This window comes from Solirubrobacter phytolaccae (assembly GCF_027587195.1).
GTDB lineage: Bacteria > Actinomycetota > Thermoleophilia > Solirubrobacterales > Solirubrobacteraceae > Solirubrobacter > Solirubrobacter phytolaccae.
On sequence record NZ_JAPDDP010000024.1, the window covers coordinates 14,674 to 39,381 of the forward strand.

At 71.2% G+C, this 24,708-nt stretch carries 6 protein-coding genes (1 of these 6 only partly in view); all 6 read left to right on the forward strand.

Features of this window, described 5'->3' with window-relative positions:
- Tightly spaced (at most 50 nt apart), the 6 genes in view from OJ997_RS15010 to OJ997_RS15035 form a layout consistent with a single transcriptional unit that may run on beyond the window.
- Positions 1 to 16,426: the 3' portion of an FG-GAP-like repeat-containing protein gene (locus OJ997_RS15010; RefSeq protein ID WP_270025968.1), read on the forward strand. Its footprint begins 14,582 nt before the window's first position; 16,426 of the gene's 31,008 nt are visible here — the last part of the coding sequence; the start codon falls outside the window, past its left edge; its stop codon occupies positions 16,424 to 16,426.
- Complete coding sequence (locus OJ997_RS15015) at positions 16,423 to 17,784, forward strand: hypothetical protein (RefSeq protein ID WP_270025969.1); 1,362 nt, start codon at positions 16,423 to 16,425, stop codon at positions 17,782 to 17,784. The genes OJ997_RS15010 and OJ997_RS15015 overlap by 4 nt, the downstream gene beginning before the upstream one ends.
- Positions 17,781 to 20,024, forward strand: a complete 2,244-nt coding sequence (locus OJ997_RS15020; RefSeq protein WP_270025970.1) for an NHL repeat-containing protein — start codon at positions 17,781 to 17,783, stop codon at positions 20,022 to 20,024. The genes OJ997_RS15015 and OJ997_RS15020 overlap by 4 nt, the downstream gene beginning before the upstream one ends.
- Positions 20,025 to 20,074: 50 nt before the next feature.
- Positions 20,075 to 21,409: a hypothetical protein gene (locus OJ997_RS15025; protein WP_270025971.1), complete on the forward strand. Its 1,335-nt coding sequence runs from the start codon at positions 20,075 to 20,077 to the stop codon at positions 21,407 to 21,409.
- A 33-nt stretch (positions 21,410 to 21,442) separates the two neighbouring features.
- The gene (locus OJ997_RS15030; RefSeq protein WP_270025972.1) at positions 21,443 to 22,270 is read left to right on the forward strand and encodes a hypothetical protein; all 828 of its coding nucleotides are present in this window, start codon (positions 21,443 to 21,445) and stop codon (positions 22,268 to 22,270) included.
- A complete protein-coding gene (locus OJ997_RS15035; protein WP_270025973.1) occupies positions 22,267 to 24,621 on the forward strand; it encodes a hypothetical protein in 2,355 nt (784 codons plus the stop codon). The genes OJ997_RS15030 and OJ997_RS15035 overlap by 4 nt, the downstream gene beginning before the upstream one ends.
- Positions 24,622 to 24,708 lie beyond the last annotated feature (87 nt).

Here is a 24,708-nt window from a genome sequence, read left to right on the forward strand (position 1 = left end):
CGAGATCACGATCAACGCGTCGGGCAACTTCGAGTTCCTGATCCAGGACCTCGAGATCGACCTCGGCGGCCTGCTGGAGATCCGCGGCGACTTCCGCCTCTCCGGCGACGAGTTCTTCGGCACCGGCCTGGAGATCTTCGTCGGCCGCGGCCCGTCGAGCGACCCGAGCGCGATCGGCCTGATGATCACCAACGCGACGATCTCCTACCGCCGCCTGCCGGGCACCGGCATGTACGCGCTGTGGGCGACGGGCACCGTCGCGCTCGTCGGCCTGCCCGGCCTGCAGGTGTCCGGCACGGCCACGTTCCTGATCAACACGACCGCGGCCGCGGTCACCGGCCTGCGCACCGCGACGACGCCGATCAACCTCGCCGCGAACACGTTCTCGCTGACGGCGACGATGAGCTTCTCGGTCGCCGGCACGCTGGAGATCGGCGGCACCGTCAGCGTCTCGCGCCGCCCGACCGGCGACCTGGACCTGACCATCACCGGCGCCTCGATCGGCGTCACCGTCAGCGGCACGCAGCTGTTCACGATCCGCGGCAACGCGACCTTCGCGATCACCCAGGCCACCGGCTTCAAGCTCCAGACCTTCCAGGTGACCGGCTTCAAGGTCGGCGCCGATGAGGGCGACCCGACGCCGCCGACCACGACGGTCAAGCTCGCGCCGACCGCCGACATCGTGCGCACGGGCGACAAGCTGCCGGCGAACACGTTCAACGGCTCGATCGACGTCGTCTTCACCGACCGCAGCGGCAACGGCCTGCGCGCCGAGTCGATCCTCGACGACGGCGCCGAGTTCGAGCTGCTCGTCAACGGCGTCGCGCCGAGCGGCGTGACCGTCAACGGCCGGCCGACCGCCGTCGCCGGCAAGCCCGGCACCTACCGCTACACGTTCACGGGCACGCTGCCGGTCGGCCTGGTCAGCGTCCGCTTCCTGCCGGGCTCCTTCTCGGACAACTCCGGGAACACGCCGGGCACGAACGTCAACGTCACCGAGACCGAGCAGTTCGTGCTCACGCAGGGCGGGGACCTCGTCGGCCCGATCGCCGAGCTCGCGAGCCCGGCCAACGGCGAGCAGATGACCGCGCTGGACTTCAACGCGCGCCGCTCGATCGACGTCACCTACCGCAGCCTGGACGGCACGGCGCTGGACCTGATCTCGATCCGCGACGCGGTGCCGTTCAAGCTCACCGGCACGGGCCTCGCCGACGTCGAGCTCGACCCGTTCGGCCGCCCGGTCATCGCCGGCAGCCAGATCATCGGCGGCGTCCAGGCCGGGGCCCAGACGATCACGATCCGGTACTACCTCAAGGACAAGAACACCAAGAACCTCACCGACCTGTTCCAGGCCGGCACGGTCAACGTGGAGTTCTTCACCGGCATCGACGGCTTCAAGTCCGCGAGCGGCACGACCAACCTCGCGGGCCTGCGCTCGACGTTCACGCTGTCGGCCACCGCGCCCGGCGCCGTCGCCGCGACCAAGCCGCTGACGATCGGGCCGCTGATCCTGCAGAACCCGACGATCGGGATCGCCGACGTCGGCTTCAGCCCGGACGGCCTGCTCGTGCTGACGATCGCGATCGGCGTCGAGCGCGCGACGCTGGCCTTCGGCGGCAGCGCGCCCGGCGCGCCCACGCAGCAGCAGAGCTCGGGCGTCAGCGTCGAGCTGATCGGCATCCTCGGCACCTTCGACCTCGGCGTCGACGCGTTCGGCCTGCTCAGCGGCAACGTGCGCTTCGACGTCCCGGGCAAGTTCAGCTTCCGCGTCGCCCAGTTCGAGGCGATCGTGCCCGACGTGGTGACGATCACCGGCGCGGGCCTGAACGTGACCTACGACCCGAAGGCGGCCAAGGGCCAGCAGATCCTCGAGCTGCAGGAAGCGACGATCGTGTTCCCGCGCTTCGGCGTGACCGGCTCGATCCGCCCGTCCAACGGCAAGCCCGGCCTGGTCGTGCGCGACACCGGCTTCTCGCTCGGCGAGGCGCAGCTCAAGTACTCCGGCCAGCCGGTGAACCCGAACGCGCCGCCGCCGACGGACCCGAACGCGCTCGTCGCGACGCGGCCCGTCGGCCTCGACGGCATCCTCGAGTTCGTCGACCTGCGGATCGGCATCAAGGACTTCAGCGTCGACTTCTCCAAGGACGCGCAGCCGTTCAGCGGCACGATCTTCTTCGCCTCCGGCGGCGCGAAGTTCTTCCCGGGCAAGCCGATCAACGCGTCGATCACCGACCGCCTGACGGCCGACGACCGCAACGCCGACGGCACGCTCAACGACGAGGCGCTGCGCCTGGAGCTGACCTTCACCAACGGCAAGGTCGACGCCTTCAAGATCAAGATCGACACGCTCGAGATCAACATCTCGACGTTCGTCACGCTCACGGCGCGCGATTTCATGCTCAACACGGGCGCGTCCGCGACCCAGGAGCTGGTGGCCTTCGGCGCGGTCGGCGCGAAGGTCAAGATCGGCACGCTCGAGCTGGCCGGCGAGGGCCGCAACTTCGCCTTCCTCGGCGACGGCACGTTCAAGACCAAGAACGGCTTCGGCGTCTACCTGAGCATCGGCGGCGCGACCGGCGACGCGTTCCAGTGGCCGTCGTTCCTGCCGGTGAAGATCGACTCGATCGGCATCCGCTGGATCGGCGACGTCGCCACCGACCCGGGCAACTTCGAGCTGATCCTGTCCGCCTCGATCACGGCCATCAAGGGCGTCTCCGGCCTGCAGTTCACGGGCTCGGTCGAGGGCATCCGGATCAACCCGTCGCTGCTGCTGCAGGGCAAGATGCCGATCACGCGCATCGACTCGCTCGGCGTGACCGTCAAGGGCTCGATGTTCGGCGGCGAGATCGACGCCGGCATCGTCGGCGGCATCCTGCGCCTGGACTCGGCCTTCAACATCATCGGCACGTTCGACGAGACGACGCCGGTCGCCCAGCGCGTCTTCTACCTCGGCCTCCAGGGCGGCTTCAGCATGGCCGGCATGGCGGGCTTCACGATCCGCGTCGGCCTCTCCGAGCTCGGCCCGCTCTCGGCGTTCATCAACATCGAGGTCCCGGGCGGCATCCTGCTCGAGCCGACGACCGGCCTGACGATCAACGACTTCTCCGCGGGCGTCGAGTTCTTCAAGACGCTGCCGTCGATCGACGACCCGTTCGCGCTGCGCAACAGCGCCTTCCAGCTGCCGACCGCGCAGACCGCCGACGAGTGGATGAACGGCCTGCAGCGCCAGGTCGCGGCGCAGGCCAAGGCGATCAGCCAGAACCCGAGCCTGAACGGCTTCACGGCCGCGTTCACGGCGCCGATGACGATCACCGGCGGCGCGAAGGTCTACACGATCTACACCTCCCAGGCCGTGTTCAACGGCGAGGTGATCGTCAAGATCTCCACCGACGGCAAGTTCCTGATCGTCGGCAAGCTCAACTTCGCCGCCGACAACCTGTCGATCAGCGGCCGCCTGTACGCGGACCTGTCGAAGATCGCCAACGGCTCGGCGACCGTGCTGTTCCTGGCCGACGTGCCCGACCAGGTCCGCATCCTCACGATCTACGGCAAGCTCAAGATGGGCTTCAAGAACGCGAGCGGCCAGGACGTCGTGTTCGACGTGCTGGACGTGCCGACCACGCAGCCCGGCTCCACGAAGCCGACCGCGACGATCGTCAACCCGGCGCCCGCCGGCGGCAGCGTCGCGTACACGCGCAGGACCGACTACGTCGACGTGATGTTCACGCCGCCGACGGGTGGCGGCCTGGACTACGGGTCGATCCTGGACATGGCCGGCAAGATCGCGTTCTCGGGCGCGGCCTCGCCCGGTGTGTTCACGTCGATCACGCCGATGGCGGCCGTGATGGGCGCGGACGGCATCCTGCGCTACTTGCCGCTGGAGCTCAGGGACGACGCGATCCTGCTCGACGGCGAGGTCATCGCGCGCCGCAGCGAGCTGCCGGCCGGCGCCAACAGCGACCGGGACCTGCTGGTCGCCGCCCTGCGCAAGACCAACACGACCTACTTCCGCTTCAACCTGACCACCCCGACCTGGGTGGTCGGCGACTTCAAGGTCACGATCCAGGCGGGGGCGTTCAAGGCGCTCGACGGCACGGTCAACGACGCGATCGACTTCAACTTCGGCGTCGACGGCGCGACCGCACGGCTGTCGGACCCGGGCGCCGGCGGCACGATCGACGTCAACGTCCTCAACCAGCGCAACTGGATCGACGTGACGTTCACCGACGGCAACGTCGACGTCGGGTCGATCGTCGACCTCGCGCCCGAGTTCGTGCTCGGCGGCCCCGGCCTCGGCACGCTGGCGCTGGACGCCACGCGCGCGCCGACGCTCGTCTCCGGCACCAAGTACCGCTACTGGCTGACGGGCGTCCGCGGCACGGGCGGGATCACGCTGACCTACCTCGCCAACAGCTGGGCGTTCAACTCGTCCACGGTGGACGGCACGACCGCGACGTCCACGATCTCGCTCACCAACGGCGTCCCGTCGACGATCGCGATCGCGTTGCCGACGGTGGACGGCATGACGCTCGACCCGTCCTCCGTCGGCCTCGACGCGTTCAACGCCGCGATCACCAACCCGGGCGGCTGGACCATCGTCTTCGACCCGACGCGCGCGCCCACGCGTCGCAGCGACGGGCTGTGGGACCTGCCGGTGCTGATCACGGCACCGACCGGCGCGACCACCACCACCGCGACGGTGACGTTCAAGGCGGGCGGCCTGGCCTACACGGGCACGCCGACCACCGGCACGCAGGCCGGCACGACGATCGACGTCGACGCCGCGATCGTCGCCGGCCGCACGTTCATCGACGTCGAGTTCCGCCCGCAGCCGGGCGCGACGCTCGACACCGCGTCGATCGACGGCAACGAGTTCGCGCTCTCGGGCTTCGGCGGCAGCGGCGTCACGATCAGCGGCGGCGACGGCAAGGCGCTGCAGGTCGGCCAGAACACGTGGCGCTTCATCCTCACCGGCCAGTTCCGCCCGGGCGAGGTCCTCGTCGAGTTCCAGAAGAACACGTGGAGCGACAGCGCGCGGGGCCCGCCGAACGACACCAACCGCGCGTTCACCCAGCGCTTCAACGTGGCCGGCGCCTCCGCCGACCTCGTCCGCACGATCACGGCCACCGACGCCGTCGTCGCCCTCTCCGGCGCGACCGTCGGGCGTGACCTGTTCAACCTCCTCGGCTACATCGAGGTCACCTTCCGCGGCGCCTCCGGCAATGCGGTCAACCACACCTCGATCAACGGTGGCGAGCTCGAGCTCCGCGACGCCGCGGGCAACCTCGTCGCCCTCTCCGGCACGCTCACCCGCGTCGGCCTCACCGACACCTACCGCTACGGCCTCGCCGCCTCGCTCACGAGCGGCGCCTACAGCGTGACCTTCGTCGGCGGGTCCTTCACCGACACGGCCGGCGTCACCAACCAGGCCGAGACCGAGATCTTCAACCTGGCCGTCGCCACCGCGACGCTCGCCGACCCGACGCACGCGACCGTGCTCGACCGCGGCGTGCTCGAGGGCCGCGGCTGGCTGGACGTCTCGTTCGCGAACTTCGGCGACTCGCTCCTGGACTTCAACTCGATCACCGACGACGACGTCGAGCTCGTGCTCACGAGCCCCGGCTCCACGCTCGTGGTCGACGGCCGCGCCGTCTGGGTCGAGGGCACCACGTTCCGCTTCTTCTACACGGGCTACACGCGCGGCGGCGCGATCACCGCGACGCTCACGCCCGGCACCTGGAAGAACCTCACCGGCACGGTCTCCCCGAACGCCGACGGCGCCCAGTTCCTCTACGCGAGCTCGACCACCGCGCGCGACCGCCTGTGGATCGACGTCAAGTTCAACGCGGTCGGCACCGCGACGGTCGGCACGATCAACGGCGACGAGATCACGCTGACCGGCGCCGGCGCGGAGACGCTCCTGAAGCTGGGCGCGACGCAGATCAACGCGACCACGTGGCGCTTCCTCTACCAGGGCCAGCTCACGTCGGGCAAGGTCACGGTCAACTTCGTCGCCGGCACCTGGCAGGACTCCGAGGGCAACACGGGCCAGGCCGGCAGCGCCCAGTTCGCGGTCATCACGCAGGCCAAGTCGTTCTTCATCGAGCTCTCCGGCGGCGTGATCCTCGCGGCGGCGGACTTCAAGCTGATGGAGGCCAAGGCCACCGTCACGCTCGAGATCGACCCCGAGCGCAACGCGTTCCGCCTGAACTTCGTCGGCACGCTGTGGATCGTCGGCCTCGGCACCGTCGGCGCGACCGCCGGCCGCTTCGTGCTCGAGACGCCGCGCGACGAGGACGACTACGCGCGGTTCTGGGGCGTGGCCACGATCGAGACGAACTTCTCGGCGCTCGAGCAGTACGGCATCTACCTGTTCGCCAAGGGCACGCTGCAGATCAACCTCACGGGCGAGCAGCGCGTCGAGACGCTCACGCTGCCCGGCCTGGGCGCGGGCGGCGCGGACCTGAGCCGCACCTACACGCTGCGGCCGTACTCGTTCGGCCTCGAGGTCGTCGGCCAGCTCAAGCTGCGCCCGCCGGGCCTGAACGCCGATCTGCTCGTCGCGCAGGGCGGCTTCGCGATCAACATCAACCCGGAGCGGTTCGAGCTCTTCCTGACCGCCTCGCTCTCGTTCGGCTACGGCGACGCGCAGATCAACTACGGCGAGGCCACCGGCCTGCTCGTGATCCAGACCGGCGCCAAGGCCGGCGAGAACGCGGGCGTCGCGGGCCTGCTCACCGTCAGCCGCTCCGCCGGCATCGGCCTGCCGAACATCGGCTCGCTGTTCTCGGTCGACGGCTCGGTGAAGGTGATGTTCAACACCACCCGCCAGGACGTCACGTACAAGATCCCGGAGAACTTCAAGCCGCTGCTCAAGCCGGGCGACCCGAGCGAGATCAACGTCTTCGCGTCGGCGCCGGGCCTCGACGGCCAGCGCGACCCGAACGCCCCGCCCGGCGGCGAGATCTACGTGCAGGCCTCGATCGCGGCCACGATCACGATCGGCGGCGTGATCACGCTGACCGGCTTCATCGGGATCGAGGCGGCCGGCTCGGGCTCCAACGCGCGGCTGGAGATCACGGGCGCGGTCAGCACCACGATCGCCTACATCGGCTCGCTCACCGGCACGCTGAACCTGAACGTCTATGTGGGCGCGGACAAGACCGGCGTCGTCGGCCGCATCTTCCTCGCGCGCTCTGACGCCGGGAACATCCCGGGCATCAGCCTCACGGGCCAGTTCCTGCTCGAGATCAACACGTTCTCGACGGCGCAGACGATCGACACCTTCAAGATCAAGAAGCGCACGGTCGGCACGGTCGACTTCTTCGACGGCTTCGAGCTCAACGCCCAGGGCCGGCCGAAGATCGCCCAGGACACGATCTCGATCACCAACGGCTTCGTGCTCAAGCTGGCCGGTGACCTCAAGTTCGGCCCGCTCACGATCACGGGCGAGTTCAAGCTGACGATCACGAGCTCGAGCGTCGAGATGGTCGTCAACGCCTCGATGACGCTGAACCCGATCGGCAAGGTCTCGATCGACAACAGCGGCTTCCGGATCAACTCCCAGGGCCTCGTGGCGCGCTTCGCCGTCGGCGTCGGCCTGGACTTCGGCGGCGACATCGGCCTGCAGTTCGAGGTCAGCGCGCTCGTCGAGCTCAACACCACCGGGCGCGCCCAGACGTTCAACAACGTCTCGGTCGCGGCCGGCTTCCGCCTCGCGCTGGCCGGCAAGGTCACGTTCCTCGGCTTCGCCTCGGCGACCGGGACGCTCGACATCACGATCTCGAGCAACGCGTTCCTGATGGCGGCGAGCCTCAAGTTCGCGATCGGGCCGCTCGAGTTCAACGTCGCGGGCTCGCTCGGGATCTACGGCGACGGCATCACGGCCACGCTCGACGTCGAGCTCGACCTGAACCTGCTCGGCCTGATCGACCTCGAGATGGTCGGCAAGATGCGCCTGGACACACGCGGCGTCGGCTACTTCCGGCTCGAGCTCTCCGGCAAGCTGAGCGTGCTCAGCGTCATCAACCTCAGCGGCGGGATCATCGTCGAGGTCAAGGGCGACAAGTGGAGCGTCGAGATCCCGCAGACCAACAAGCTGAGCGCCGTGCTCGGGCCGCTCGGCCTGTACGCGTACGGCCGGATCGACTCCGACGGCAACTTCGACCTGCACCTCAGCGGCGGCATCGACCTCACGTGGGAGGGCAACGGCGTCAAGGGCTCGGTCTACGTCGACGTCAGCTTCGTCAAGAGCACCGGCAAGTTCAGCGCCACCATCGGCGGCGGCGTCTCCGCCTGGTTCCTCGGCGTCGAGCTGTTCGGCGTCAGCGCCAGCGGCACCGTCGCGGGCCAGCTCGGCTCGACGGTCACGCTGTACCTGCAGATCAAGGGCACGGGCGTGTTCTTCGAGTGGGTGACCAAGGTCGTCGAGATGCTCGAGTCGGCGGCGCGCGCGGCCGGCTACGCCATCAAGAAGTTCTTCGAGGGCGTCGGCTGCGAGATCGCCTCGTGGTTCGGGTCCAAGTGCAAGGACCGCAAGGTCGAGGTCGAGGTCCGCCAGCAGGAGAACGTGACCCGCCCGTCCGGCTTCACGATCCCGATCGCGACCTTCACGCTCCCGGCCACGCTGGGCAACGTCAAGCCGCCGCCGCCCGCGCTGGCGACGCGCCTGTCCGACGGCACGCTGCGCCTGAACGTCGGCGCCTTCGCCGGCGTGCGCACGGTCGGCGTCGGCCTCACGTCCGAGGTCTACGAGGTCGCCCACGTCGGCGGCCTGGCCGGCTCGGAGTCACTGCGGGTCACGGCGTTCGGCCGCACGGAGACGTTCGAGGGGATCGCACGCATCGCCGGTCACTTCGGCGACGACAACGACATCCTCAACGTGCTCGAGGGCGTGCTCGCCAGCCTCGAGGTGTCGGGCGGCACCGGCAACGACTCGCTGAGCTACCGCGGCGGCGGCACCGTGATCCTCAATGGCGACGAGAACGACGACACGCTGTACGTCGCGAACACGCTCAACGCCGTCACGCTCAACGGCGGCGCCGGCAACGACCGCCTGATCAACGACGCCGCGGGCCCGGGCTCGCTGTACGGCGGCGCGGGCAACGATGAGCTGCTCGGCGGTGCGGGCGACGACAAGCTGTACGGCGAGGCGGGCGACGACGTCCTGCAGGGCCGCGGCGGCCGGGACGAGCTGTACGGCGGCGACGACAACGACATCCTGCGCGAGACGCTGGCCGACCTGGTCGTGGGCGAGCGCTTCGACGGCGGCGGCAACCGCGAGGACTCAAGCGACGAGACGTTCGACGAGCTCGACCAGCTCGAGATCATCGGCGACGGCGGCCCGAACTCGATCCGCGTCACCCGCAACGGCGCCGACGTGATCATCAGCGAGCTCTACGGCAGCACCGTCGCCGGCTCGTTCGCGGGGGTCAACGTCGAGCGCCTCCGGCTCACCGGCGGCGACGGCGCCGACACCTTCACGCTCGTCGGCGCGCTCGAGCAGTCGACCGGCACGGCGATCGGGCGCCAGGGCCTGCGCACGATCGACATCGACACCGGCACGGGCGCCGACCTCGTCACGACGCAGCTGACGGCCGGCAACGACGACGTCACGGTCGTCACCTACAAGGACCCGATCTCGCCCGCCAACGCGACCGCGGTCACGTGGGACGGCCACTACGCGCTGACGATCAAGAACACGACGACGGCCGACCGCCTGCGGATCGAGGCCCTCGGCGGCAACGACACGGTCAACGCGAGCGGCGTCTCGCCGGTCGCCGCGGTCTGGAGCCGGATCGACCTGGTCGGCGGCGAGGGCAACGACCAGCTGATCGGCACGCCGTTCGACGACTACCTGGACTCGGGCTTCGGCAACGACCGCGTCTCCGGCCTCGGCGGCACGGACACGTTCGTGGACGCCGGCGGCACCGACGAGATCGTCGAGACCGGCAAGGACTTCGGCCTCTACGGCAACCTGCTCGTGATCGGCAGCTACAACGCCGGCACGGGCGCGTTCTCCGGCGCGACCGCCGAGGACATCTCGATGTTCGAGCGCGCGACGCTGACCGGCTCGCGCGGCGGCGAGGCCAACACCTTCCTGGCCGGCAGCGCGACCGGCACGGTGCGCGTCAACGGCAGCGACATCACGGGCGTGCTCGCCTGGCGCGGGCTCGCGACGCTCAACGGCCGCAACGGCAGCGACACGTACGTGATCGAGACGGCCGGCGTCCGCGGCGGCACCGTGAACATCGTCGAGAGCGCGGGCGCGACCGGCACCGACACCGTGACCATCAACGCCACGGACGGGCGCGAGTTCGGCCGCATCGACCTCGGGCCGCAGCTGCTCGACGCCGACGCGAGCGATCCGGACACGGTCGGCAACGTCTTCGTGGCCAGCACCCAGATCCGGCTCGACGATGGCAACGCGACGCCGGCGACGATCAACGTCGCCAACACGGTCAGCTCCGCCGCGGTCAACTTCAAGGGCGGCAACGACACGCTGGCCGTCCGCGGCCTGAACCTGGCGCTCACCGTCGACCTCGGCCTCGGCGACGACGTCGTGCTCGCCGGCTCGCGGGCCGTCGAGCTCGAGGGCTCCAACGAGGGCGGCACGCTCGACAACTTCCTCGCCCGCCTGACGCTGCAGGGCGGGGGCGGTCGCGACACGCTGCGCGCCGACGACTCGGCCGACACGTCCAACAACACGGGCACGCTGACCGCCACGCTGCTGAGCGGCCTCGACACGCAGGGCATCGAATACCTCGCGTTCGAGGAGCTCGCGCTGGCGCTCGGCTCGGGCAACGACACCTTCACGGTCACGAGCACGGTGGCCGGCCCGAACACGATCTCCACCGGCGCGGGCAACGACACCGTCACGGTGCTCACGACGGCCGGCACGCTCGACCTGTCCACGGGCGACGGCAACGACGCGGTCACGCTGCGCACGCTCGGCGGCGCGACCACGGTCGACACCGGCGCCGGCGACGACCTGGTGCGGGTCGGCTCGCTCACCAACGTGCTGAACGGCATCGCCTCCACGCTGGCGATCACCGGCGGCGGCGACCGCGACGAGCTCTACCTGACCGACGCGGGCGACACCGCCGCCAACACGGGCCGCCTGACCGCGAGCACGCTGACCGGCCTCGGCCTCGGCGGCACGCTCACCTACCTCGGCTTCGAGGCCTTCGAGCTGCTCCTCGGCTCGGGCGCCGACGTGCTCAACGTCGACTCCACGCACACCGGGACCACGCGCGTGGACCTCGGCGCCGGCGCCGACCGGGTCGACCTGGAGACGACGGGCGGCCTCACCCGGATCGAGGGCGGCGCGGGCACGGACACCTTCAACGTCAACCCGGTCATCGACGCGGTCAACGGCCTCGCGGCCAAGCTGACGCTCGACGGCGAGGGCGACGCGGACACCTACAACGTCAACCTCTGGGGCGCCGGCGGCTCGGTCATCGACGTCGCCGACAGCGGCGCGTCCGCCGGCGACAACCTCAACCTCAACGGCACCGAGGTCGCCGACCAGTTCCTGCTCCGCCGCGACCTCGTCGCGCTGCTGAACGCGGGTTCGCTGGTCGAGCGGATCGAGTACGACACCGCGATCGAGACGCTGTTCATCGACGCGCTCGGCGGCGACGACAAGTTCGCGCTCGACGACAACTCGTCCGTCACGACGATCGAGGGCGGCACCGGCAACGACCTCTTCCAGGTCGGCCAGCTGTTCGGCTCGATCATCTCCACCGAGCCGCCCGCGACGATCGACACGACGCGCGGCAAGCTCACGAACGGCATCAGCTTCGCCACCACCATCAAGGGCGAGGCCGGCAACGACACGTTCGGCATCTTCAACAACCAGGCCACGCTCGACGCGCAGGGCGGCGACGACGACGACACGTTCATCGTGCGCACGTTCACGACCGGCACGACCGTCAACGGTGGCGGCGGCAACGACGTCATCAACTACGTCGGCAGCGCCCCGCTGAACATCGACGGCGGCACCGGCACCGACCGGCTGATCTTCTACGGCACCGAGCTCGACGACAACTTCCTGCTGACGTCGACGACGATCTACGGCGGCGGCCGCGTCCTGAACTTCACGGGCCTCGAGCTGATCGAGCTCGACACGCTCGAGGGCGACGACATGGTCGTCGTCCACAGCACGGCCGCGGGCGTCACCACCCGCATCCGCACCGGGCTCGGCGGCGACCGCGTGGTCATCGGCGGCGACAACCCGACGGTCAACACCGGCTCCACGAGCCCGACGCTCCCGACGCCGGTCCACCAGGCGTCGCTGATCCGCGGCGCGCTGTTCATCGACGGTGGCCGCGGCGGCGTCGCCGAGCTCGACCTGCCGCTGGCGGTCGTGCTGCCCGGCGAGATCGCCACGCCGCCGCTCCCGGCCCCGCTGCCACCCGCGTCCGTGCCCGAGGAAGACCACGTGGACACGCTCGAGATCGACGACTCGGCCGGCCTGGGCGGCAACGGCGTGCTCACGCGCGACACGCTCAGCGGCCTCGGCATGGGCGCCGTGATCACCTACAACGACTTCGAGGCGCTGTACATCCAGCTCGGCAACGGCGTCGACACGTTCACGGTGGAGACGACGATCCTCGGCCGCACGGTCCTGCAGACCGGCGGCGGCGCGGACGTCGTGCGCGTGAAGACGATCGACGGCCTGACGACGGTCGCCACCGAGGGCGGCGACGACCGGATCACGGTCTCCAGCGACGCCGGCACGCTCAACCAGCTGCTCGCGCTGCTGACCCTCGACGGCGGCGCCGGCGACGACAGCGTCCGCCTCGACGACGCCGCCGAGACCACCGCGGAGACGGCGACGATCAACCCGACGACGGTCACGGGCCTCGGGATGGGCACCGGCACGCCGGCCGGCTTCGCGCAGCGGATCACGGTCACGGGCACGACCTTCGTGCTCTACGTCGTGCTCGCCGACGGCACGTTCAAGACCACGCCCGCGCTGGCTGCCAGCGCCACCGCGGCGCAGATCCAGTCCGCGCTCTCGGCAATCGTGAACCCGTACACCGGCTCGGCGTACCCGTTCACCGACAACGTGCGCGTCACCCGCCTGGGCAACGTGATCGAGGTCTACTTCCAGGGCCAGTACCGCACGCGCGGCGTCGCCTTCGCCGACGGCGCGACCGTGGAGCAGCGCAAGGCCGGCGTCGACTACTACGGCGTCGAGCACCTGGAGATCCTCACGGGCTCGGGCGCCGACGTGATCAACGTCAACGGCACCTCGGCGGCGACGACGATCAAGACCGCGGACGGCGACGACCGCGTCTACGTCTCCTCGCTCGCCGCCTTCGGCCTCACGGACCGCCCGGCCTACCTGCGCGGCGACCTGAACGCGCTCGCGGGCTCGCTGACGCTGGACCTCGGCGCCGGCCGCCACACGCTGATGATCAGCGACGAGGCCGCGACCGCCGGCGACACCGTGACGATCGACGCGGCGGCCGACGCGATCCGCATCGCCGGGCTCGCCACCGGCACGATCACGTACCGCACCGACGGGACCTTCGCCGACGGCATCACGGTCTGGACCGGTTCGGGCGCCGACACGATCGCCATCAGCGCCACGCACCGCGCTCCGGGCGTGCGCACCGTCACCTTCCTGAACACCGGCCTCGGCAACGACGTCGTCACCGTCGACCTGAAGGCCGGCGAGGACGACCTGCTCGTGCTGAACACGCAGGGCGGCGTCCACCACGTGCTGCCGGCCGCGGGCGAGGTCGTGGGCGTCACGGTCGACGGCCTGTCCGTCCCGGCCGCCGCGTGGGTCGCCTACACCGGCAGCGTCGGCCTGCTCACCGCGCCGCAGCCGAGCTCGATCATCGCCGTCACGTGGCGCACGACCACGATCCGCGCCTACCGCCTCGGCGCCACCGGCGTGATCGCGACCGGCCTGGACCTCAAGTCCGGCGACGTCGTCACCGCAACCGTGAACGGCCTCGCGGTTTCCGTCCTGAGCATGGATGCGGTCAACAACACGGTCACGCTGGCCGGCGTCGACGGCGCGCTCGCCGTCCTGACCGTCGTGACCACCACGACGCAGACCTTCGGCGCGCCGCAGACGCCGCTGCAGTCCGACGACGACACCGTCCACGGTGAGACGTCCACGCTGCCGCTGATCGTCTTCGGCGGCCAGGGCGACGACAAGCTCCTCGGCGGCACCGGCGGCGACCTCCTGTTCGGCGACCGCGGCCGCGTGCTCGCCGGCGGCAACGTCCTCGGCACGGGCGGCCTCGGCGACGTGACCAACGGCCTGGACCAGCCGGTCGACACGCTCTACGGCGTGGACGCGTGGGTCGGCGGCAACGACACGATCGTCGCCCTCGACGCCGCCGACGTCATCGTCGGCGGCGCCGGCGCGGACACGATCGACGCCGGCGACGGCGCCAACGTCGTCTTCGGCGACAACGGCCGGATCGAGATCGGCAAGTCGATCACGACCACCGACGCCACGTTCGGCGCCGGCGACCACATCACCACGGGCGACGGCCGCGACCTGATCTTCGGCGGCGCCGGCAACGACACGCTGATCGCGGGCGCCGGCGAGGACATCGTCCTCGGCGACCACGGCGTCGTCACGCTCGCCGCCGGCCTGCCGCGCTTCGTGCGCACGAGCGACTTCAACGACGGCGGCCGCGACCGGCTCGAGGGCAACGAGGGCGACGACATCCTGATCGGCGGCTCCGCGGGCGACTCGATCGACGGCGACGCCGGCAACGACCTCATCTTCGGCGACCAGGTCAGCCTCGACGGCCGCACGATCCTGGACCTCTACCACTCGGTCGCGTACGCCACCGCCGCCGTGCCCGCGGGCAAGGTCGCGAGCTACGGCGACGACTACGTGGCCGGCGGCGCGGGCGACGACCGGATCTTCGGCCAGCTCGGCAACGACGTGCTGCTCGGCGACGGCGCGCTCGAGGACCCGGCCGCGGGCGCGACGCGCATCCCCGGTGCCGGCGACCCGCTCGGCGCGCTCATCCTCAACCCGGCCGTCGAGCGCCAGACCGACGGCGACGACTGGATCGAGGGCGGCGGCGGCGACGACGTGCTGTTCGGCGGCCTGGGCAACGACAACCTGATCGGCGGCAGCTCGAACCTCTACACGCTCGAGCGCCCGGACCAGCGTCCCGACGGCAGCGACTACCTGTTCGGCGGCGCCGGCACGCGCACCGCGGCCAACACGATCTCCGACGGCATCGTCGACGCGGACGTGCTGGTCGGTGACAACGGGACCATCGCGGCCGACCGCTCCGTGACGCTGCTCGACGGCGCCGGCGCGGACGAGCTCCACGGCGAGGCCGACGGCGACCGCCTCTACGGCGGCGTCGGCAACGACCGCCTGTTCGGCGACGCGGGCACCGACTCGATCCTCGGCGGCGCCGGCCACGACTGGATCTCCGGCGGCACCGGCAACGACACGATCCTCGGCGAGGACGGCGACGACGTCGTCTTCGGCGGCCTCGGCGACGACCTGATCGACGGCGGCGCCGGCGACGACGCGCTCTCCGGCGCCGAAGCGCTCGAGCTCGGCTACGCGGCCAACTTCTTCGACGGCGGCGTCTTCGACGTCGTCCGCAGCGACTACCTGGGGCCCTACAACCCGGGTGGCCTGCTCCACTACGGCCTGCACGCGACGGGCGCGACGCTCGCCGGCTTCGGGCTCTTCGACGAGTCGCGTCCGTTCCAGCGCATCCTGGTCAACGGCGCCGACTTCTTCCTCAACCACGACGCGGCCAACGGCCCGAAGCTGCCGCTCGTCCCGAGCGACGGCGACGACCAGCTCGTCGGCGGCGTCGGCAACGACTGGCTGACGGGCGGCACGGGCCGCGACCAGCTCGCCGGCAACGACGGCGACGACGTGCTCAACGCGGACGACGACCTGACCACCGGCGGCGGGTCGAACCTGGTCAACGACACCGAGCTCAGCTACGCCGACGTGCTCCGCGGCGGCGCCGGCCGGGATCGCTTCCTGACCAACAACGACGGCGACCAGGTCGTGGACCCGGACGCCGCCGACACGGCCACGCCGCTGCCGCAGCCGAACACGCCGCAGCCGGGCACGCCGCAGCCGGTCGACCCGACGCCGGTCGCGGTGCCGTCGGTCGAGCAGGTCGTGGTCGGCGCCTCGCCGCTGAACCCGCAGACGGGCAAGACGGGCACGCGCCTGAACCCGGATCGCGACAAGGCCAAGCCCAAGAAGAAGAAGGCCAAGAAGAAGACCGCCGCGCAGAAGAAGCGCGAGGCGGCGAAGAAGAAGGCCGCCGCCAAGAAGAAGAAGGAAGCCGCGAAGAAGAAGGCCGCGGCCAAGAAGAAGAAGGAAGCGGCCAAGAAGAAGGCCGCCAAGAAGAAGAAGACTTCCAAGAAGAAGCCCGCGAACAAGGGGACCAAGTCGTGAGACTGAGACGGCTGATCGCGCTCGCCGCGGCGGTAGTGGCATGGCCGGCGGCGTCCGCGAACGCCGCTGGGCTCGAGGATCCGGGGGCCCAGTGGCTCCCGCGCTCGGACGGGGCGACCTGGGTCTACCAGTGGGGCAACACGGCCTTCTCGCCGCCGCGCGCGGAGCGCTACACGGTGACCTCGCGCACGGGCACGGCGTTCCGCGTGGCCTGGGAGGAGTTCAACCTGCGCCCGGACGAGAGCCCGGCGAACGGCTTCGCGGACTTCCGCCACACGGATGCGGGCCTGATCAACACGAACTTCCAGTCGACGCCGGTGCCGCCGCAGTTCCCGATCCTGTGCGGGACCGCGGCGCGCTGCTCGAACACGCTCGCGGGCACGCTCTTCGAGGTCATGTGGGGCACGCGCTCGCCGGTCCTGGCCGAGCCGCTCGTGGCCGGCACGAGCTGGAACTCGGTCGGCGGCACGACCAACGACGTGACCGCGGCGAACCGCTACCGCGGCGTGGTGGACGTGTCCGTCCCGGCGTTCCCGGCGCCGGTGAAGGCGGCCAAGATCGAGTCCGTGATCACGCAGGCGGGCGCGCTGGGCGACCCGTTCGGCTCCGGCCTGCGCACGGTCTGGTGGGTGTACGGCGTCGGCCCGGTCAAGGTGCTCTTCCAGCACACGTCGGGCGAGACGAGCTACGCGACGCTCCAGCAGACCAACCTCGCGCCGATCGCGCCGCCGAGCGACGCGAACCTGATGCCGCTCACGCTCGGCGCCGAGTCCACGTTCCGCTGGCGCAACTCGCGCCACATGAAGCGCTGGTCCGAGCAGCGGCTCACGGTCGCGGCGTCGGCGAACAGCACGTCGCGGATCAACGTGCTCGACACGGACGGGCCGATCGACGTCAACGCGAGCTACCTGTTCTCGAACCGCCTCGGCGGCCTCACGAACGTCACCACGCGCATGCGGCGGGCGGAGACGAGCTCGCGGCTGCCGGCGCTCGGCCCGGCTTCCGGACCCGAGGGCCGCGCGCGCTTCGTGACGCCGCTGGACCTGATGACCTACGGCTTCAACCCGGTCTTCCCGTCCTACGCGGTGGACGGGCAGACGTGGCGCTCCTCGCGTGAGTCGCGCGACTTCGCCGTCTACGGCGTGACCGGCTCCTCGAGCGTGCTCGGCAAGCGCACGGTGCGCGTGCCGGCCGGCCGCTACCGGGACGCGATCGCGATCCGCTCGCGCCTGCGCCAGTCCAACCACGCGTTCGGCTCGGGCACGCGGACGATGTACTTCGCGCCGGGCGTCGGGCTTGTGAAGATCACGTTCCGGCACTCGGACGGCAGCACGTCGACCGTGGAGAAGACGGGGTGAAGCGCCGCTCGCTCGCGGTCGCCGTTGCCGCTCTCTCGGCGGGCGTCTTCGCCGCTCCCGCGGCCGCGCAGGTCCTGCCGCCGTCGCTGACGACGGACACGCGCTTCGCGTTCGCGGGCGTGTCCGAGTTCGACTTCCAGGTCGGCGTCGTGGACGACACGGCGGTGCGCGCTGCGGTCGACCCGGCGCGCGAGCGCGCCTACGCGGTCGGCTCCACCGGGAACGCGATCGCGGTCGTCGCGCGGCGTGCGGACGGGGCGCTCGACCCGAGCTTCGCCGGTGACGGCTCGCTCGAGCTGGCGCTCGGCCGCGACGCCGAGGGCGTGGACATCGGGGTCCGGGCGGATGGGCGCCTGCTCGTCCTCGCGCGCACCGACGTCGCTTCGTCCGGACCCGCCGACTACGACACGGCCCTGATCGGCCTGCTGCCGGACGGCTCCACGGACCCGAGCTTCGGGACCCGGACGTTCGCGGCCGGCCCTGGGGACGACGTGCCGGCGGCGCTCGACGTCAATCCGCGGGGTTGGGCCTACGTCGGCGCGACCGGCGACCAGACCTACATCGGCTGGGCCTTCGACGACATGGTGTTCGACCAGGTCGTGGACGTCTTCCCGGCCGTGCCGGACGGGCCGGTCGACATCGCGTGGCAGGACGGCGCGCCCGTCGTCCTCGCCTCGACGGGGACGAGCACCGCGGTGCGGCGCAACGGCGTCAACACCGAGGTCGCCGTCCCGCTCGCGACCTCCGTCACCGGCGGCGGGCTGCTCGTCCACGACGGCTCCGTCTACGTCACCGGCGCGGCGACCGTTGCGGGTGACTCCGACGCCTACCTCGCGCGGCTCGGCGCGACGCTCGAGACGCGGCGCTTCGACTTCCGCGGCTCCGTGTTCAGCGGCGACCAGCCCGTCACGGGCGTCGGCCAGGACATCACGCTCGTGCCGGGCGACCCGGACACCGTCGTGGTCTCCGGCTCCTCCGAGACCGATCGCGGGCGCGAGTGGGGCTTCGCGGCCTTCAACGGGCTCGAAGGCGCGCTGAGCGCACTGCAGGCCACGGACCTCGTGATCCCGGTCGCCGGCCAGGGTGGCGCGTCGGGCGTCGCGGGCGCGGCGGGCTACGTCGTGGCCGCCGGCACCCAGCGCGACTTCTCGCTCGAGACGCAGTCCGGGACGAACGACCTGAGCATCGGCATGGGCCGCGTGTTGATCGACAACGAGAAGCGCTGCGACCTCGCGCTCGCCGTCGTCTCCCCGGTCGAGCTCGTGCTGCGCGGGCGGGCGCCCGGCGAAGTGACGCTGCGGGTGACCAACAACGGCAAGCGGCCCTGCGCGGGGACGATCGGCGTGCCGGCCCCGTGGGTCGCGGCCGGCAGCGTCGACGCCGGCCGGCTCCTGCCGGGGCAGACCGTCACGCGCACGCTCTCACTCGGCTACGACGCGCCGTTCCCGAACGACGCGACGCTCGAGCTGTCGCTGTCCGCGGCGGGCGACTCCGCGCTCGGCGACAACGCGGTGCGCCTGCGCGCCATCTTCTCGTTCTGCGACCTCGCGCTGACCGTGCTCGAGGCGCCGCCGGTGATCGGCACGGAGGGCTCGCGCCGGTTCGCGTTCACCGTGCGCAACGTCGGCACGGCCCCGTGCCGCGCCGCGCAGGTGATCACGCGCGCGCCCGGGCTACGGTCCGGCGCGGTGAAGCCGTACTCGGTCGCACCGGGCAAGTCGGTCGAGGACGAGATCAGCGTCGGCGTGCTGCGCGGGCTCAAGACAGGCACCAAGGCGCCGCTGTCGTTCCGCGTGGTTGACGCCGACGACGTCGCCGCCGCCAACGACCTCGCGAGCAGCGAGCCGGTGGTCGTCAAGCCCGGTGACACGAACGCGCGGACGCCGGTGCGGGGCATCTCGTTCTCCGGTCGCGCGACCAAGGGCACCGCGCGCTTTGTCTCCGCGCGGACACTCCGGGTGGCGCGCGTGCAGATCGCCGTGCGGCGTCTGGGTGGCGAGTGCCGCTGGCTGAGCTCCGCCCGTGGCGACCTGCGGACGGTCGACGAGAGCGACGCCGGCAAGTGCGACGAGCCCGTCTGGATCACGGTCAAGGGAACAGAGCGTTGGAGCCTGCGGCTCGCCAAGCGGTTGCCCAAGGGCCTGTACGAGCTGCGCACCCGCGCGGTCCTGCGCAACGGCCTGGCCGAGGGCCGCTTCACCCGAACGGACAAGAACCTGATCCGCTTCCGGGTGCGCTAGACGAATGTCGGGGGCGGCTAACGGCCGCCCCCGCTCTAGATTCGCCCTCTATGCGGAGGACGATCTGCTTTGCCCTGCTCGCGCTGCTCCTGCTTCCAGGGGCCGCGTCCGCGGGTCCGCTCGACGACCCGGCCGAGCAGTGGTTGCCGCGCACCGACGGCGCGACCTGGACGTACGCCTGGTCGAACACGACCTACCAGCCCGCGGCGCGCGTCGAGAAGTACACGATGGCGGCCCGCGCCGGCACGTCCTTCCGCCTGCGCTGGGACGAGGTGAACCCGCCCGCCACGGACACGGCGTCGACGGGCACGATCGACTTCCAGCACACGGACACCGGGTTGGTGAACACGAACTACCAGTCCTCCCAGCCGCCGCCGCGGTTCCCGATCCTGTGCGCGGCCGCGACCGACTGCGCGAGCTCGCTCAGCGCCGCGCTGTACATGGTCATCTGGGGCACGCGCTCACCCGTCTTCGCGGAGCCGATGCTGCAGGGCACGCGCTGGAGCTCGATCGGCGGCGCGTCCAACGACGTCGCCTCCAGCAACCGCTACATGGGGCACGTGAAGGTCAAGGTCCCGGCGTTCCCGGCGGGGGTCGACGCGGCGCGCGTGGACAGCGACGTGACCCAGGCGGGCGCGATCGGCGACCCGTTCGGCACGCTCACGCGCACGGTCTACTGGGTGCGCGGCGTCGGGCCGGTGCGGGTCGTGATGAAGCACGCCTCGGGGGAGACGTCCACGGCGGACCTGCTCGAGACGAACCTGAAGGCCAAGCCGCTGCCGTCGGACGAGAACCTGCTGCCGCTCAACCGCGGCGACAAGGGCACGTTCCGTTGGCGCAACTCGAAGTGGATGAAGGCCTGGTCGACGCAGTCCTACGAGGTCGTCGACGTGGTCAACTCGACGGCGCGCGTGGACTTCAAGCACGTCCGCGGGCCGCTGCGCGTGGCCGCCGCCTACGGGCTCTCCTCGCGCCTGTCGGGCGTGACGCTGCTGTCGGGCTCGACCCAGTCGACCGGCGGCAAGTTCCCGAAGCTCGGCAAGTCGCGCCGCTTCACCACGCCGTTCGACCTGATGGTCTACGGCTTCAACCCGGTCATCCCGTCGCCCGGCTCGGGCAAGGGCACGACCTGGCGCTCCTCGCGCACGAGCCGTGACTACTCGATCTTCGGCGTGTCGGGGAACGCGTCGGTGCTCGGCACGCAGACCGTGCGCGTGCAGGGCAAGAAGTACAAGGCGGTCGCGATCCGCTCGCGCCTGGAGCAGGGCTCGAACCGGTTCGGCTCCGGCACGCGCACCTCGTGGTTTGCCCCGGGTGTCGGGCTCGTCAAGCTCGTCTTCAAGCACGCCGACGGCTCGGTCTCCACCGTCGAGCGGGTCAAGTAGGTGCGCGGCGCGCCCAGCACGGTCGCGGCGAGGGTGCGTTCTCGCGGCTGCGCGGCCACGGCGCCGCGCGCGCTCCTCTCGCTCGCGGTGCTTGCCGCGCCCCTCTTCGCGGCCGGCTGCGGCGGCGAGGACCCTGACCGCGCCGAGGTCCGCTCCTACCTCGAGCGCGTGAACGCCGTCCAGTCGTCCCAGAAGGCCGTGCTCGTGCGCGCCGACACCGTGCTGCGGGGCTACGCCGAGCGCAAGCCGATCGGCGCCCCGGCCCTGGCCGGCGTGGCCGACGGCGTGCGTGGCGTGCGCGCCGAGGTCGCCGCCGTGAAGCCACCGCCGGCCGCCCGCGAGGTCCACGAGCGGCTGCTGAAGATCTACGACATCGACGCCGGCCTCGTGGCCGAGACGGAGCGGATGGTCACCTACCAGGACGCGGCGCCGGCGGCCCTGGCGCCCCTGGACCGCGCGAGCGCGAAGCTCCGCCGCGACCTCGACCGCGCGAAGACCGCCCCGTCACAGGCCCGCGCGCTCAAGCGCTTCGGCGCCTCCCTCACCCGCGTCGGCAAGCGCCTGCGCGCCCTGAAGGCCCCGGCCCTGCTCCAGCCCGCCCACGCGGCCCAGATCAAGCGGCTCGCCTCCACCCGCAAGCTCTCGGCGCAACTGGAGACGGCGGTCCGCAAGAAGGACTCGCGCCGCGTCGCCAAGCTGCTCCTGCACTTTCGCAAGAACACCACCTCCAAGCGCGCCGAGCGCCGCCTGACCCAGCGCGGCATCGACCTCCATACCGAGCGCCTGCGCGAGCTCACCGCCGCCCAGACCGAGCTCGGCCGCGCCCAAGCCCGCCTGAATCGGACGTTCCGCCCTTCATGAAGCGCTTCCTCCTCACCTCGCTCCTGCTCCTCGCGGCCCCGGCCGGCGCGGCGGCCCAGACGCCGCTCGTGCCGTCCCTGAGCATCGACACGACCTTCGCGCCGCTGTCGGGCATCGCGACCGACGACTACAGCGCCAGCGTCGCCTCGGACATCCCGGCGGAGGTCATCGCCGCGAACGGCCGGATCTACACGATCGGCAGCACGTCGGCCGACGACGGGAACCTGTACGTCGTCGCGCGCCGCGGTGACGGGACGTTCGACGCGAGCTTCTCCGGCGACGGACGGCTGACGGTGTCGGTGCCCGGCACCGAGGCCGAGAACGTCAAGGCGGCGGCCGTGCTGCCCAACGGCGCGTTGCGGATCGCTGCCTCCGCCGACAAGAGCATCGGCTCGTCGAGCGACCGTGACGTCGCGATCATCGGTCTGCTGCCGGACGGCTCGCTCGACCCGAGCTTCGGCTCCGGCGGCATCACGCTGTTCCCGGTCGGCGCCGGCGACGACGACCCGAACGGCATCGCCGTGGACGGCGTGGGCCGGGTCGCGGTGACGGGCTCAGCGCTCGCGTCGAACGTCAAGGACACGTTCGTCTCGCTCCGCAACCCGGACGGCTCTCCGGCGGCGTTCGGCACCGGTGGAGTCGTCGTCCTGCAACGGTCCCCGAGCGGGCTCGCCGATGAAGGCCAGGACGTCGTCTTCCGCCCCGGTGGCGGGCTGGCCGTGCTCATGAGCGTGCACCTCCCGGGCGTCGGCGCCGACACGGACGAGACGTCCGTCCTGCGCGGGTTCACCGAGGACGGCTCGCTCGATCCCGGGTTCGGCGACGCCGGGGAGACCGCGCTGACCGTCGGCTCGCCCGATACGAGCGCTCCCGGCCTCATGCTCCTTCGCAACCGTCTGTGGGTGACCGGCAAGACGATGAGCGGCGTGCAGCAGATGGCGTTCATCGCGCGCACCGAGGCCAACGGCACCGGGCTGCAGTCGCGCCAGTTCGAGATGCGTGGCAAGTCGAGCGGCACCGACGCGATCCGGTCCGCCGGCGCAGATCTCGCCGTCCTTGCCGGGCCGCCCGAGGCGCTGGTCGTCGTCGGCTCCTCCGTCACGCCGTCCTCGGGCCTCGGCGGGTTCGCCGCGACCGCGTTCACCAACTTCGACGGCGATCTCGCTTCGGCTCCGGCCAGCACCTACGTGGACGCCGGCTCCAACCAGACCGGCCTCGTCTCCGCGTCCGCCGAGGGCCCTTACTCGTTGGCCGCCGCCGGGCTGCTGCTGAACTCGTCGTCGTTCGACACGAGCTTCGCCACGCTGCGCCTGCTGCTCGACGCGGACAAGAAGTGCGACCTCGCAATCGACGTGCCGACCCCGCTCGAGCTGACGTTCGTCGGCCGCAAGGGCACCGCTGCGCAGATCAGCGTCGAGAACAAGGGCGATCGGCCCTGTGGCGGGCCGGTGACGGTGAACGCGCCGTACAAGCTCGGTCGCGCGGTCGACACCGGCGTGATCGCGGCGGGCGCGAAGTTCGTGGTCAACGCCGTGCCGTTGACCAGCTCGACGATCCGGCGCGACGACGACGTCGCCCGCTTCACCGTGAGCGCGACGGGCGGCGACAGCGACACCAGCAACGACGTCCGCGGCGTGCGGGCGGTCTACTCGTTCTGCGACCTCGCGTTGAGCGCGGTGCAGAAGCCGTCCACGATCCCGAACGAGGGTGGTCGAAGGGTCGAGGTCGGGTTGCGCAACTCGGGCACGCGGACCTGCCGCTCGGTGCGGATGAAGGTCACCGACGGCTCGGGTGAGGGCGCGAGCAAGCCGTACTCGATCGACCGCGGGCGCAGCGTGTCCGACGACGTGCTCGTGTCGGCCAAGAGCGCCGCGAAGATCGGCAAGAAGGCGACCGTGCGGGTGACGACGTCCTCGTCCGACGACGACGTGTTCGCCACCAACGACGCGATCCGCCTGACCGCGCGGGTCGTGGGCGTGGGGGACACGCGCGTGTCCTCGGCCGGCGCCACTCGCATCGCCGGCTCCGCGAGCCGGGGGAAGGGCACGAAGGCCGACGCAAAGGGCCTGTCCGTCACCCGCGTGGAGGTCGCGGTGCGCAAGCTCGGCTCCGGCTGCCGCTGGCTGTCCGGCAAGAACGCGAAGTTCACGAACCGCAAGCTCGCCAAGGGCGCGACGTGCACGCCTTCGGGCTGGCAGGCCGCCTCGGGTCGATCCTCCTGGCGCCTGAGCATGCGCGCCCTGCCCAAGGGGAGCTACGAGGTCTACTCGCGCGCCGTGACGGCGAACGGGTTCCGCGAAGGCCGCTTCGCCAAGGCCGACGGCAACCGCCGCAGCTTCCGCGTCCGCTGACACCGGTCGTCGACGTGGCCGCGCCTTCGGGACCGAGTCCCGAGCCGCGGTCGCGGCCGTCGGCGCGAGCATCCAGGGAATCTCCTC